Source organism: Bartonella sp. CL436QHHD, assembly GCF_042195105.1.
Lineage (GTDB): Bacteria > Pseudomonadota > Alphaproteobacteria > Rhizobiales > Rhizobiaceae > Bartonella.
This window is the reverse complement of record NZ_JBHINR010000032.1, coordinates 390,712-405,550: the sequence shown is the minus strand read 5'-3', so window position 1 is coordinate 405,550 and position 14,839 is coordinate 390,712. Positions and strand designations below refer to the sequence as shown.

Here is a 14,839-nt window from a genome sequence, read left to right as displayed (position 1 = left end):
GTGTTACCAGCAAGGAACCAATGAAAATGGGGAAAACTGCTCCATCACCATTCCTTAATAAGCATATAATCCAGCACAATCATTTTCTTTATCAGCGTCCAATCTTATCAGCAACTCTTGGCGCAATATTCATGAGCAGCATTTTTATTTCCTTTTTAACGATTATTATGCCACGCCCACTTATAACGACAAGCGGATGACTTTGATTACTTCAACATACATAGATTTTAAATAAGAGTAACTGACACTATTCAGCTTTCTCATTCAACATGCAAAAACAACGATGTGCCTTAATAAATAAAAGCATTGCCCCACTATGAAACCATATAAAACACGTATCGTAATAAGTTAATATTTTCACTGAACTTTTTTGAGAGTTCCTTCTAAAAAAAATACCGCCAACAAGTAAATCAATAAATAAATAGCAAAAATATAAACGAGTGAGAAAAAGCCAAATATATTGACCATATACGCACTCATGTAAAAAAATACCAATAAGCTAAATCTCCCAACGGTTGACAAGAAAGATTCATATGTAGCCCTGAAATGATCACTAATACTATCATGCAAAACAACTTCTACACGAAGATATGTATACTTAATGAGATAAAAAATCATACAGACTAAAATGACAGCAATTTCTTTTCTTGGTTCAAAGAAAGCAATGGTAAAAATCAGTGAAGCCGAAAGAAACAACAGTAAAATAAAATTCACTCTTTCACTTAGTTTTGTAAAGAGAAAACTAGCCAAGAGCTGAGAGAACAATATCAATGAAAATGTCACACCAAGATCAAAATAAGTGACATTAATATTATGATCTTTAAATATCCACTGCCAATATTGCGAGAATATATTGAAAAAGATCAATGAAAAATAAAAGCATAAAGAGATATAAGGAACTTTAATAAAAATAGATAACATCTCCTTAGCTTCACAAATGAGAGAATTCGCTTTATTTGGTTTTTTCTCCCCCTTCAAGTCATCAAGAAAAAACAAACCAAATAGTGTTGTCATCAACATTAAAAACGCCGCGATATACCATATATATTGGCTAGAATAATCAGCAAAATATGCCCCGATTAAACTGAATATAAACATGCCGATGTAATTATATTGAGAGCTGGAACCAAGCACTTTTTTAGTGGATGTCACTTTTGCTTTTGCATATTGAACAAGTAAAGCATTATAAGCCCCAGCAATTAATGTTAGCGATAAGGCATTAAAAGTTTCTGCCAAAAGAAAACCATAAAAGCTTGTAGAAAATCCCATGAGAAAGAGCCATGTAGCAGCAAAAGCAGCTGCCAAAACGATCGATATTTTATAACTTTTTCGATCAGCAAAATATCCCAGAGGAATATCGGTAACCATCATAATAAAAGCCTGAAACGACTTAATGACACCTATATCAATAAGCGTTAAGCCTTTTTCAAGCATATAAAAGACAATAAAGGCGCCAGTTAAAATCCTTATACCATTAAATAAAAAGCCAAACGCTAATATACTTGTCATGCATTCCCCCAATAACGCCCAAAAAGGCACCCGTATACATCATTTTATATCAATATAAAAGTTTACATTTTACGACAAATAGGACTATAATCGCTATAAGGATTTCCAATCCTATCAATTTGATACCCCAAAAAATGCTGGGAAAATGCCTGAAAAATCAATAAACAATGTTCTTTCTATAATTTGATATTTGAAGAATCCGTTAAATATTTTACTGTCTCAAGAGCAGCCCAAAAACCAGCAACAACATTTACGGATCTATCAAAGTATTCATATCGTTTTGCTTAATAGTCTTAACACACTCAAACTCATTAATATCCTTCATAAGCTTCTGATTCTAAAACAGGCATATCATCTGGTTTTACCTAAAATAATAAGCAACCAACGACAGTATTGACCATAGCTAAAGCAGCATACAACAGCACCCTCTTCACATTGAAGACAGCTTGTTTTTAAAAAATGACACACCATTTTTACTTCAGCCTTATGCGATTTTTACCTCAACCTTGCCCAAAGCGTGTATGAATATAATCACTCAAAAGTGCTTCAAATTCTTCAGCAATGTGATCACCCCGCAAAGTTTTTACCTTTTGTCCCTCAATGAAAACAGGTGCCGCAGGACTTTCCCCCACTCCAGGCAAAGAGATTCCAATATCCGCATGCTTTGACTCCCCCGGTCCATTGACGATACATCCCATCACAGCAACCTTCAAGCTTTCAACGCCAGGGTATTTTTCACGCCAAATAGGCATATTTTTGTATAAATCTGCTTCAATTTTTTGCGCCAATTGTTGAAAGACCGTTGAGGTTGTGCGCCCACAACCAGGACAAGCCGCAACAACAGGCAAAAATTGCCGAAACCCCATCACTTGCAAAAGTTCTTGCCCCACCTTTACTTCTCGTGTCCGATCACCACCAGGTTTTGGCGTTAAGGAAATTCGTATCGTATCGCCAATCCCTTGCTGTAATAAAATACCCAAAGCCACCGAAGAAGCAACAACGCCCTTTGTTCCCATCCCAGCTTCCGTTAATCCCAAATGAAGAGCATAATCACAACGCGCCGCTAAGGTGGTATAAACAGCAATAAGATCTTGGACGTCACTCACTTTAGCAGAAAGAATAATTTTATCACGTCCCAACCCCATCTCTTCAGCGCAAAGAGCCGATTGCAGAGCAGACTGCACAACAGTTTCCCGCATCACTTCAGCAACCGATAAAGGATTTTCTTGCTGTGCATTTTCATCCATAAGCCGTGTTAACAATGCATTATCAAGAGAGCCCCAATTCACGCCAATGCGAATAGGTTTATGATACCGACAAGCAATCTCAATAATTTCTGCAAATTGACGATCTTTTTTTGCGCCAAAACCAACATTTCCAGGATTGATGCGATATTTTGCAAGCGCCTCAGCACACGCAGGATGCTCAGATAAAAGCTTATGACCAATATAATGAAAATCCCCAACCAATGGTACAAAAAATCCTAACCTCTCCAATCGCTCCCGTATTTTTGGTACAGCAGCCGCCGCTTCATCGCGATCAACAGTAATTCGAACCAATTGTGAACCAGCTTGCCAAAGAGCAGCCACTTGAGCAACAGTTGCATCAACATCAGCGGTATCTGTATTGGTCATTGACTGTACAACTATCGGGCTCTGCCCCCCAATGATCACATCACCAACAGCAACACCAACAGATCGACGACGCTCAAGTGGTTTAGATAAAAAATAGGTCGTATTCATCAAGTCCTCAAATTTTTAAAACCTGCGCTATCAATCATTACTTACATTGACTTCCTCCGCGCTTCAAAGGACGAAAATTACACCGCCCACCAATCTTAACAGATTGCTCTCAAAAGGTTCTACCTACTAACACTGATGCAATTCAACTCATAGGTGGATTCATTCTATAGACGCACCGGATAAGTTCTACTACTTCTGTTCAAGTTTATACTTCTACACTTGGTTGATTCAAAAAGAAACTGAAACCAAACAGAGACAATACTGTATTTTTAGTTGCATGCCGATACCTTACATCAACGTCATCACAAAACAGTGTTTTACAACACAACAGATAACGCCTAACAAAACACCATTTTTAAAATGCATGAAAGACATCGCCAAATTAATCCAACATATTGATTTATAATAATCTATTTTTTACAAATTTGAATGCTAAACCCAAATATCGTAAGATTTCCTCATTTTAAATCTTCTTAATTGAATCAATCAATACCACTCCCTACAGCCACAAGAGAATATGTAGATAAAAACTCCTTATAAACTATTTCAAGTGCCAAAAGATATCCCAACACTTTAAACAAACAAAAAAATGAAGACATCGCCCACCATCTTTATGATGAATCTTACACCATCTTGTAAAAATTTTTACCTTACATCCTTAACAAAAACCATCATGAAAAGAACTCGGACACATTAAAAAATGCCTCATTAAACTCAAACTCTTAATTTTCATCTCACCCACGCGCGGCATTATCAATGCAACTTTTCAATTTTCAAGCCGTTATAGCAAAACCCCAAACACAATTCCAACTGTCACGCAACAATTTAACACATGAAGGAGTCAATAAATGTGTCTATTTTCACCCCATAGAAAAAATGCTAAAATTAAAAAACGTATAGCACAATTAAAAAGAGAGCTGGTCCCCGTAAATCATTGGAGTTTTCAAAATGATAGCTTTGAAAACATTTCTGAGCTGTTTAACACATGGAAACAAAAAGGCCGTCACGCACTTTATCACCTCAACGAACATGCTACAGAATTAAAGAAAAAAGCGAAAGAAAATCCTAAAAAAACCCTCGCATTAGCAGCAGGAATTGTTTTAGTAAGCTTCTTGCTAATCCGTAAACATTAATAACGCAATCAATAACCTTCCCTTTTAATGCCCGATTCAAAGCGGGCATTTTTATGGTTTACAAAATATAAACTTTACGTCTTTCTCCTAACTTTACGCCCTCTCCCAAAAGGATAAGTTTTCCAGCCATCCAGCCAGTCTATAATCCAGCTTTTGTCTATCGGAAACCTATCAACGCATGCGATTCACATCACCACCCCTCAAAGGAAAACATTTCTAAAGGCAACAAACAAGCCCTACAACGAATGTGCTCCCCACACAAACACTTAACGCATCAAAAAGATGCCTGATACCACACCTAAAATGAGGATATTCACGGGACAATAAGATAACAACTCAAATATTCAATCCAAAACTTCCCCCAATTTCCCAGCCTTCCCAAAACTTCATTGTGTATATAGACTAAAAATAAAGAATTAATACTGGAAAAGCTTACACTTTTACTCTATACGCCCCCGATTGTCATTTTAATTGGGGAAAGGGGAGGATATTTTGATATTGAAAACCCACACTCCTCTCACTACCAGGTATTTTTTATAAAAAATACCTTTAGACAAAAGAAATGTTTCTCAACAACAATCATTGCATTTTCCTTTGAATTTCACACGAGCGTATTTGCAATAATTCTTCTATTTTTTTCCAACTCATTTTGCCAAAATATAGAACAGATTAAACAAGAAAAACAACAGCTTGCACATTTTAAAAATCCACTCGATGAAATAAAAAAACGACATGGTTTCTTAAATAAAACATCCGCTGCTCTTCAAAGAACATTCAAAAAGCAAAAGAGTCATGGCCTCCATCGCTCTAATTTTAGTCACTTTCAAAAATTGACAGGTATCAGCAGCAGCAAAAATACTGAAAAGAGGAAAGAAAAATTCTTATACTAAAGAGCCATTAAAAAACGCAAAATCAAAAGCCGCAGTTGATATTTTTGATGAACAAAAAGCCAAAACACAACATAGAACAAGCTATTTACGAAAAAGCGCGTGAAAAACAAAAAAACCATAAAACAGCTTATTGATCAACTTAAAAGTCCTAAAGATACTGATCAAATTCAGCCCATTCAAACACTCTACGCAGCCCTACAGATTCACGAATACGAGTTCTACAAATGAAAGCCTCGGCAATAACCCAACAAGGAAAAGAAGAATGTGAAGCGAAAGAATTTAGAAAACGACACAAAGATTATACCCAACCACTCTATAGTCATTAAACTAAAAAAATTGTGAAAACGTACGAGTAGCTGATCATGAACTTGCCATAGAACGTCAGAAAAAAGCTGAAGAGGAAGCTAAACGAAAAGCCGAATATGAAAATGGGAAGCTGAAGCTGAAAAACGGAGAGCTGAAAGTGAAGTTAGAGGACGAGCTAAACTTTAAGAATTACAGTGAACATAACAAGAGAATATTCGTAAAATGTTTGGAACTGAAAAACAAAAAGAAAACGAAGGCATATTGACCTAGATAGATAACGATTTAGTCCCTTACAAAGACAAATAGACAACACCATTACACATCTTTCATCGGCTATATCTGCTCCGGTAACTACATTTTATACGCTCTATAGTGTGTCCCCATAAAGTACAATATTATGTATAAGCGTTTTTTAGCTAGATTATTGCGACAGTTTTCAAACTTAGCATCATTGTTATACACACAATACACATTGATAATAACAACACATCTATCAGAGATAGATTTTTCAATGATCTGCCTCACATCATTGCAAATATCACATAAAGAGTACACTCAGATAAAAAGAAGAGCCTCCTTTCCACACCTCAAAAGATGATGTTGCTAGAAACGACAGGCAAAGCTTCCAATACTCCATCCCCCCCTACTGAGTTATTTCAAAAGAAATGGAAGTGAGTAAAGATGCATGCGCTTTAATATTCTAAGGCACATTATTTTACATCATGAAATAGAATAATAAGAAGCTTAAGAGCTTTAAAAGATGTAGTATAGCAAACCAAACGAAATCTTCTAACGTGAATATCCATTTGCTATAAGTAAATGACGCAAAAATTAAACTGAAAAAACCCAAAATTTTATCCTCCAGAATCGACTCGCTGCGAAGTATCTACATAGGTAACCACGGACATGCCAGGAATGAGTTTTTCAATCCCTTCCTGTCCAGGATCTAAAGCAATCCGTACTGAAATACGTTGCGCAATTTTGATAAAATTACCAATTGTCGTATCCGTTTTTAACAATGAAAACTCTGAGCCTGTAGCAGGTGCAAAACGAACCACACGCCCTGTTAACTTTTTGTTGTTCAATGCATCAACAGAAAAAACAACCGGTTGTCCCACACGCATCTGAGAAAGTTGCGTTTCCTTATAATTAGCAATAATCCAAATATCATCAGAAATAACAGAGACCAATTGTGTCCCCGGCATAACATATTGCCCTACCCGCGCTCCAACTAATCCAATATAGCCTGTTCGAGGAGATAAAATCTTTGTATGATCGAGATTAAGTTTTGCCAACTCAACACTCACCTTCGCTCCAGAAATTTCTGACTGTAAACTTTGCCGTTCAAGATCCAATTGTTTTTGCAATTGGCGTTTTGTTTCGAGAGCTGTCAAGAGTTGTGAAAGAGGACGAGAAACAGAACTTGCCGCATCACCAAAACCTAACTTTTTACTATCTGGAACAACATTTGAAAATGCTCGTGAACGCGCCAACTCCACCTCTGCTGTATTAATCTCGCCCTGCAAAAGCTGTGCTTGTAATTCAATACTTGCCAGTTTTGCATTTTTTGAATCGAGAACAGCCTGTGCCCGTGCAAGCTGCTGGCGAAAAAGAGAATCATCGAGCTCAAAGAGCAGCATTCCCTTTTCAACGCGTTGATAATCTTGCACATAAATCCGTGCAATCACCCCAGAGATCTGTGAACTAACCAGAGTAACATTGCCCTTAATGGAAGCATTATCGGTTATTTGAATGTTACTCACAAAAGGAGGAAGTCTCCAAGCCCACAAAATCAGCAAAACACCCGTAATACCCGATAGGAATGCAACAATCGTAGCTTTTGACCGTAATGTTTTTATCATTTTTTTGCACCCCTCTTTCTATGACATTACTCTACTTTTCTAATGCGCGCAAAGAGCATGACTTAACAATCATTGTGACAAGAAAAATAACGAATACAACCATTGAAATATAAAAATAAAGCCGAAAAACGTCATCATAAGCAAAAATATTTGCTGTTAACTTAAATTTCTCTATCAACATAGAAGTACCTTGCTCACTTCTCAAGCCATTGGGAACAGAAACACCATAAGAAGGCGAAAATAAAGTATTCATCTCACCAGAAATAAGAGGATCAGTAATAATAATATTTTGTGTTAAGGACTCAAAGTTTTTATGGGCAAAATAAAACTGTAGGCTGCCAAAAAAAGCCGACCCCATCAATCCCCCTGTCACTTGCGTTAACAAAAAAACAGCAATAAAACTTAAAACGTAACGCGGTCCTCGCTCACCAGCGATCACAAACCCTTTGAAAAGAGCAGGAGGCAAAAAAAGTGCATAACTAAAACTCACCAACCCTTGGCTCAACATCATATCTTTCGGACGCGTTAAATAGTTTACATGACTGTCTAAATAAGCTCCCAACGCCAAACAACCTAAAGATAACAAATAAAAATAATCCTCACGCCCCGCCCGTAAAAAAAAGACACAAACAGCCCCCCCTAACAGAATCCCTAATGTCACCGCAAGATACATGGGCGCCATCTCACGATTGAGTAAACCAAAAAGATTAAAAAACCCTACGGGCAAATTTGACCGCTCCAATAAAAAAACATGAAAGATCAATAAAATAAAAACAGATTGGATCATTTCTTTACTGAAAATCCAACGTAAATCAATCAACGGTTTTTCTCTATTAAGCTCAATAATAATAGCAATAGCCAACGAGAAAATAGCAAGTGCGAGCCCCCAACCAATCCATGGTGCTTCATACCACCAATACAATATGCCAACAGACATGATCACAGCATTTAATCCAAGACCAAGAGCAATCAAACCATAGCTTATCCAATCTAATTTTTGAATAACCTTACTACGCACAACAGGAGTAAGAGGCAAAGTATAGATACAGACCAAGCTGATAAGAACCAACCCCATTTCCAGAGCGGAAAGACTGGAAAAACCACCATTTTCCAGCAAATCAGGAGAAATCAAACGTGATAAAGGTGCCGCTAAAGCCGCATTCATATAATTCAAACTAAGACCAATAGTAAACTTCTTTGCTGGAGCAAAAGCCTCCATCATATAAAGCAGCGCAAGCGAAGCCAAAGGAGCAGCAGCAATCCCAGCAAAAAAGCGAATAATCAATGCAGAACGCAAATCCGTAACAAAGAGCTGCAACACGCAAACCAAAACAAAGCCAAGAATTGATAATTCAGCAAAAGCGCGTAGCCCAAATTGATAGCGGATTTTGATCAACATAATCGCTACACTCACATTTGGCGCCATATAGGCCGCTACCAGCCATGTCGTCTCGGCCAAAGTTGCATGAAAATCACCCGTAAGATGGACAATATTAGACTGAACAATATTAGCCCCTAAACCATAAGCCCATTGCAAAATAAGAGAAGCCAAAATATAAACAAAGCACTTTGGCAAAGGTCCCGCAAAGACACGACCAGGACGAGGAAAGGGTTTTGCGCTCCTTTTAGCAGACACAACCGTACTCTTTTTTCCGCTCATGTCACCTTTTCCTGTATACTCTGCTACGCTTCTATCAATACAGCACCATCAGCTGACAACTGCTGGAAAAAAGACTCTATTTTATGATTGTCCTCATCACTTGTCCCTCCTTCTAACGTCGCTTGAATCTGCAAAATCTGCTGTTCTAATGCATCAAAAGAAAGATTCTCTACAGCCACAACGTGCTCTACCAATAAAGAGCAGCCCGAAAAGGTAATATTTGCAACGCCCCCGCATACAGCAAATAATTTTTCACCCAAAGAGGTGCGAACACGAACACTACCCAACACAATACTTGCCACCAATGGCGCATGATGCGCCATAACTGTCAAATAACCTGAGGCTGAAGGAAGAACAACAGACACTACCTGCTCTGAAAACACAATTTTTTCAGGCGATACAAGCTCAAATAAAAAATGCTCTTCTCTATTGTTTTCCACAAAAATCTCCACAATACCCGATATAAGGACTCTCTGTTTTCTTCAACGATGCGTCCTTTTTAACGAAAAATACCCATGACAGTTTTTTCTTGAATAAGAAGCTTCTTACTAAGAAGCCTCTGCCATGAGACGCTTTCCTTTTTCAAGTGCTTCATCAATCGAACCAACCATATAAAAAGCAGCTTCTGGCAAATCATCATAATCGCCAGCACAAAGACCTTTAAAGCCTTTGATTGTCTCTTCTAAAGGAACGAGTTTCCCCGGCGAACCAGTAAAGGCTTCCGCAACATGGAAAGGTTGTGAAAGGAAACGTTCAATTTTACGCGCCCGCCCCACCAGCAACTTGTCATCTTCAGAAAGTTCATCCATTCCAAGAATAGCAATAATATCCTGAAGCGCTCTATAACGTTGTAAAATGGTTTGTACTTGACAAGCAACTGTGTAATGCTCTTCCCCCACAATCAATGGATCCAACATACGTGAAAAAGAGTCAAGCGGATCAACCGCCGGATAAATTCCCTTTTCCGCAATAGAGCGCGAAAGCACAGTTGTTGCATCCAAATGAGCAAAAGACGCTGCAGGCGCCGGATCCGTCAAGTCATCTGCCGGAACATAAATTGCCTGAACGGAAGTAATAGAGCCTGTTTTTGTACTGGTAATACGTTCTTGCAACGCCCCCATATCCGTTGCCAAGGTAGGCTGATACCCAACAGCAGAAGGAATACGCCCTAAAAGAGCAGATACCTCAGCTCCTGCTTGCGTGAAACGGAAAATATTATCCACAAAGAAGAGAACATCTTGTCCTTCATCACGGAAACTTTCTGCAATTGTCAATCCTGAAAGAGCCACACGCGCACGTGCTCCTGGTGGTTCATTCATTTGCCCGTAAACAAGGGCACACTTTGACCCTTCCGTTGAACCATTATTCTCTTTTGGATTCACATTCACGCGGCTTTCGATCATTTCATAATAAAGATCATTTCCTTCACGTGTACGTTCTCCCACACCAGCAAATACAGAATAGCCACCATGTGCCTTTGCAATATTGTTTATAAGCTCCATAATGAGAACGGTTTTTCCAACACCAGCACCACCAAACAAGCCAATTTTACCCCCTTTAGAATAAGGGGCTAACAAATCCACGACTTTAATACCGGTGACGAGAATTTCCGAAACAGTCGATTGCTCAACATATTCAGGTGCCTCTTGGTGAATAGAACGTGTTTTGGTTGAAGCGATTGGTCCCACATTATCCACCGGCTCCCCAATCACATTCATAATACGTCCCAACGTTGCTTCTCCTACAGGAACGCTAATTTGTGTGCCTGTATCCACAACCTTTTGGCCCCGCATCAAACCATCAGTCGTATCCATAGCAATCGTACGCACGGTATTTTCACCCAAATGCTGCGCAACTTCTAATACCAAGCGATTACCTAAATTCTCTGTTTCCAAAGCGTTGAGAATATTTGGCAATTCACCTTCAAATTGCACATCAACGACAGCACCAATAATCTGCTTGATTTCACCAACAGCGCCTTTTGCACGCTCTTCTTTTTTTGCGGATGTATCTTTTTTTACAGGTGTATCTTTAGCTGCATCACGCGCAGGTACAGAGGAAGCCTTTACATCCACTTGAGATTTCGAAGCGGCTTTTTTCACGCTAGAACGAGCAGCTGGTTTCTTTTTTTCACCTTTTTCTGTTCCTTTGCTTGAGGTTACTGCTTTTACCATCAATCCTTACCTTCTCCATTTAAAGCGCTTCAGCGCCCGCAATAATTTCGATCAATTCTGTCGTAATCTGTGCTTGACGTTGACGATTATAAGCCACCGTCAATTTACTAATCATTTCACCCGCATTGCGCGATGCATTATCCATAGCTGTCATCTTGGCGCCCATCTCACCAGCAACATTTTCCAGCAAAGCCCGAAAGATTTGCACCGAAAGATTACGTGGTACAAGGGCCTCTAAAAGAGACGCAGCATCAGGTTCATATTCATAAACAATCGATTGTGAACCTGTGTTATGATCGGTTTGCTCCACAACATCTATTGCCCCAACAGCTGCTTTTGGAGCAACCATTGGAATCAAATCCAAAGCTGTTGGACGCTGATTAATTACGGAAACAAATTCAGAATAAAACAGCGTACAGACATCGAAAGCGCCTTCATTGAATAAATCAACAATCCGTTGACTAATCATCACTGCCTCTGCAAAACCAATTCGCTTTACAGCATGCAAATCGATATGGTCAATTATCAAGCCTTTGTAATCACGCGATAAAATATCCGCGCCCTTTTTACCCACAGTGATAATTTTTACTATTTTATCAGCCGCCAACAATGCCTTAATCTGTTCACGTGCACGACGAGCAATTTGCACATTAAAAGCACCACACAAACCGCGCTCAGCAGTACACACCACCAAAAGATGCACATCATCGCGCCCCGTACCACGCATAAGAGCAGGCGCATCAACACCATCTACATCAGCAGCAACACTGGTCAAAATATCAGCCATTTTCTTCGCATAAGGGCGTGCAGACTGCGCTGCCTCTTGAGCACGATGCAACCTTGCCGCTGCAACCATTTGCATAGCTTTGGTAATCTTTTGTGTTGCTTTAACCGAAGCGATACGGTCTCTAAGATCTTTTAGTGAAGCCATTCAAGCATTCCATCAATTCATCACGAGAAATTTTTCGCATAAGTATCAAGAACAGTTATCAACTTATCTTTCAGCTCATCTGTTATTTGCTTTTGCTCAGCAATTGCCTTTAAGAGATCTTGATAATCACTACGCAAAAGCACCAAAAGTCCCTGCTCAAACCGCGCAACATCAGAAACTGCCAAAGCATCAAGATAGCCATTCACACCCGCGAAAATAACCACCACCTGTTCTTCTGTTTTGAGTGGAGAAAATTGCGGCTGCTTCAACAGCTCTGTCAAGCGCGCACCCCGATTTAACAAACGCTGGGTTGACGCATCCAAATCAGAGCCAAACTGCGCAAAAGCTGCCATTTCACGATATTGCGCCAATTCACCTTTAATCGAGCCAGCAACTTGCTTCATCGCCTTAATTTGTGCAGCAGAACCAACACGCGATACAGAAAGACCAACATTTACAGCAGGACGAATTCCTTGATAAAACAAATTAGTCTCTAGAAAAATTTGTCCATCAGTAATCGAAATCACATTTGTAGGAATATAGGCAGAAACATCATTTGCTTGCGTTTCAATAACTGGCAAAGCTGTCAACGACCCAGATCCATTTTCCGCATTCAACTTTGCAGCCCGCTCTAAAAGACGCGAATGCAGATAGAAAACATCTCCCGGATAAGCTTCACGACCTGGAGGACGACGCAATAAAAGAGACATTTGACGATACGCTACCGCCTGTTTTGACAAGTCATCATAACCGATCAAAGCATGTTGCCCATTATCACGGAAATACTCACCCATAGCACATCCAGCAAGAGGTGCAATAAATTGCAATGGTGCTGGATCAGAAGCGGTCGCTGCAACAATAATAGAATATTCCAGCGCTCCACGTTCTTCTAAAACTTTAACGAATTGTGCCACAGTCGAACGTTTTTGACCGATAGCCACATAAATACAATAAACTTTATCTTGCTCTCGTCCAGCCCCTTTTTCATGAAAAGGTTTTTGGTTTAAAAATGTATCGAGCAAAATTGCTGTTTTTCCTGTTTGGCGATCACCAATCACCAATTCACGCTGCCCCCGTCCAATAGGGATGAGTGCGTCAATCGCTTTCAATCCGGTCGACATCGGTTCATGGACAGACTGACGCGGAATAATTCCAGGAGCCTTAACATCGACACGACGACGCTCTGTTGCTTTAATGGGCCCCTTACCATCTATAGGGTTTCCCAACGCATCAACCACACGCCCAAGCAAAGCGGGGCCCACAGGAACATCGACGATAGCGCCTAACCGCTTTACACAATCACCTTCACGAATATCACGATCTGAGCCAAAAATGACCACACCAACATTATCAACTTCCAAATTGAGTGCCATACCGCGCACACCGTTTGGAAAGGCGACCATTTCCCCTGCTTGGACATTATCCAAACCATAAACGCGAGCAATACCATCTCCCACAGAGAGAACCCAACCAATTTCTGAAACCTCAGCCTTTTGGTCAAAGTTTTTGATTTGCTCTTTTAGAATTTTTGAAATTTCAGATGGTCTAATATCCATCAGCTGACCTCTTTTTTCAATGCAAGCTTAAGCGAAGACAATTTTGTGAGAAGAGACGTATCAATTTGAGACGACCCCACACGAACGATTAATCCACCAAGAATTGTTGGATCCACAATGATGTGCAGCAAGACTTTTCCTCCAACAACACCTTCCAAAGCCTCACACAACTCTTGTCTTTGTTGAGAACTTAAGGGGCGCGCAGAAACAATTTGCGCAGTAACCTGCCTACGAGCGCGTGCAACACAACGCTGGAAAGCATGTAAAATACCAAATACGGCACTAAGCCTACGGTTTATTACAATAACGCGTAAAAAATTACCAATGACCTGCCCTGCGTTTTTATCAGCAAATTTGATGTTTGCACAAACAGATTGCATCACCTTAATTTGCTCTTTAACTGAAAAGAATGGACTGAGCACAAAGAATTTTAAATCCTTATTCTCCAAAACAAGCAAAAGATCCTCTACTGCCTTTTCAACCTTTTCGACATTTCCGGCTTCTTGAACGCAATCAAAAAGCGCTTGCGCATAGCGTTGATCTACCAACGGCAGCGGTATGAGAGAAAATGAATCCGACACGAAATACCGCCTCTTTCCCTTGAGCGACTCTCTGATAGTTATCAGATGAAATGAAACAGACATTCTCAATCTTAAGAATCTTCTTCTTAAAACCTAGAACAAAAATCACTTGGTTTCTAGCATAGACATAGCCGACTCGCAACACCACAAATCGCTGCTTTTCAAAAATTTTAATAAAATATTCAAAATATTTTTGAAAAGCATTTTTTTAGATATACAGGATGGCATCACAGTTTTTTTATGCCTCTTTTTGACATTCTCTGAGCGATTTTTTCACTCTCTTTGATTTTTCTTCAAACGCTCTTGTCACCAAACGCTCTTGTCACCATAACAAAACATTCCCTTTATCACCACAAAACCTTTAACGAAAGACGACGGCGACTGAAAAAGTCTATTATTTCAAACTGATAAGAAAGAAAAAACAATGAATATCCTCCTAAAAATTGATCTTTTTTCTTCAAACACCCACTCCTTTTAAAAAATTTTACCAAGTAA

The 14,839-nt window shown here is 39.4% G+C and carries 10 protein-coding genes; 1 reads left to right on the top strand and 9 read right to left on the bottom strand.

All coding sequences use genetic code 11. From position 1 onward, the window contains the following. Positions 1 to 357: 357 nt before the first annotated feature. Together ACFIKN_RS05515 and ispG are read right to left on the bottom strand one after the other, a co-directional pair. The gene (locus ACFIKN_RS05515) at positions 358 to 1,509 is read right to left on the bottom strand and encodes an MFS transporter (RefSeq protein WP_375658029.1); all 1,152 of its coding nucleotides are present in this window, start codon (positions 1,507 to 1,509) and stop codon (positions 358 to 360) included. A 500-nt stretch (positions 1,510 to 2,009) separates the two neighbouring features. Next, the gene (ispG, locus tag ACFIKN_RS05510) at positions 2,010 to 3,251 is read right to left on the bottom strand and encodes a flavodoxin-dependent (E)-4-hydroxy-3-methylbut-2-enyl-diphosphate synthase (RefSeq protein ID WP_273790506.1); all 1,242 of its coding nucleotides are present in this window, start codon (positions 3,249 to 3,251) and stop codon (positions 2,010 to 2,012) included. An 848-nt stretch (positions 3,252 to 4,099) separates the two neighbouring features. Here ispG and ACFIKN_RS05505 point away from each other — a divergent pair. Continuing rightward, positions 4,100 to 4,384, top strand: a complete 285-nt coding sequence (locus ACFIKN_RS05505; RefSeq protein WP_273790507.1) for a hypothetical protein — start codon at positions 4,100 to 4,102, stop codon at positions 4,382 to 4,384. Positions 4,385 to 6,434: 2,050 nt separating this feature from the next. On the opposite strand, the gene ACFIKN_RS05500 is transcribed toward ACFIKN_RS05505, so the two are convergent. From ACFIKN_RS05500 to atpH, 7 genes are all read right to left on the bottom strand, one after another. Then, positions 6,435 to 7,442, bottom strand: coding sequence for an HlyD family secretion protein (locus tag ACFIKN_RS05500; RefSeq protein ID WP_273790508.1), 1,008 nt, complete (start codon positions 7,440 to 7,442; stop codon positions 6,435 to 6,437). 31 nt (positions 7,443 to 7,473) lie between these two features. Next, a complete protein-coding gene (locus ACFIKN_RS05495) occupies positions 7,474 to 9,102 on the bottom strand; it encodes an MFS transporter (RefSeq protein WP_375630912.1) in 1,629 nt (542 codons plus the stop codon). A 23-nt stretch (positions 9,103 to 9,125) separates the two neighbouring features. After that, a complete protein-coding gene (gene atpC / locus ACFIKN_RS05490) occupies positions 9,126 to 9,542 on the bottom strand; it encodes an ATP synthase F1 subunit epsilon (RefSeq protein WP_273790510.1) in 417 nt (138 codons plus the stop codon). Between the two features lie 108 nt (positions 9,543 to 9,650). Beyond that, positions 9,651 to 11,276 carry a F0F1 ATP synthase subunit beta gene (gene atpD / locus ACFIKN_RS05485; RefSeq protein WP_375611724.1) on the bottom strand — a complete coding sequence of 542 codons (1,626 nt, stop codon included), beginning with the start codon at positions 11,274 to 11,276 and terminating at the stop codon, positions 9,651 to 9,653. Between the two features lie 19 nt (positions 11,277 to 11,295). After that, positions 11,296 to 12,207, bottom strand: a complete 912-nt coding sequence (locus ACFIKN_RS05480) for a F0F1 ATP synthase subunit gamma (RefSeq protein ID WP_273790512.1) — start codon at positions 12,205 to 12,207, stop codon at positions 11,296 to 11,298. Positions 12,208 to 12,227: 20 nt separating this feature from the next. Continuing rightward, positions 12,228 to 13,763 (bottom strand): F0F1 ATP synthase subunit alpha, encoded by a 1,536-nt coding sequence (gene atpA, locus ACFIKN_RS05475; protein WP_273790513.1) that lies wholly within the window; start codon positions 13,761 to 13,763, stop codon positions 12,228 to 12,230. Further along, the gene (gene atpH / locus ACFIKN_RS05470) at positions 13,763 to 14,344 is read right to left on the bottom strand and encodes an ATP synthase F1 subunit delta (RefSeq protein WP_273790514.1); all 582 of its coding nucleotides are present in this window, start codon (positions 14,342 to 14,344) and stop codon (positions 13,763 to 13,765) included. Before atpH ends, atpA begins: the two co-directional genes overlap by 1 nt. Positions 14,345 to 14,839 lie beyond the last annotated feature (495 nt).

Bases quoted from the DNA above. Each gene is read 5' to 3' on its own strand.
- ACFIKN_RS05515 (WP_375658029.1), bottom strand. From the start codon at position 1,509: ATGACAAGTATATTAGCGTTTGGCTTTTTATTTAATGGTATAAGGATT.
- ispG (WP_273790506.1), bottom strand. From the start codon at position 3,251: ATGAATACGACCTATTTTTTATCTAAACCACTTGAGCGTCGTCGATCT.
- ACFIKN_RS05505 (WP_273790507.1), top strand. From the start codon at position 4,100: ATGTGTCTATTTTCACCCCATAGAAAAAATGCTAAAATTAAAAAACGT.
- ACFIKN_RS05500 (WP_273790508.1), bottom strand. From the start codon at position 7,442: ATGATAAAAACATTACGGTCAAAAGCTACGATTGTTGCATTCCTATCG.
- ACFIKN_RS05495 (WP_375630912.1), bottom strand. From the start codon at position 9,102: ATGAGCGGAAAAAAGAGTACGGTTGTGTCTGCTAAAAGGAGCGCAAAA.
- atpD (WP_375611724.1), bottom strand. From the start codon at position 11,276: ATGGTAAAAGCAGTAACCTCAAGCAAAGGAACAGAAAAAGGTGAAAAA.
- ACFIKN_RS05480 (WP_273790512.1), bottom strand. From the start codon at position 12,207: ATGGCTTCACTAAAAGATCTTAGAGACCGTATCGCTTCGGTTAAAGCA.
- atpA (WP_273790513.1), bottom strand. From the start codon at position 13,763: ATGGATATTAGACCATCTGAAATTTCAAAAATTCTAAAAGAGCAAATC.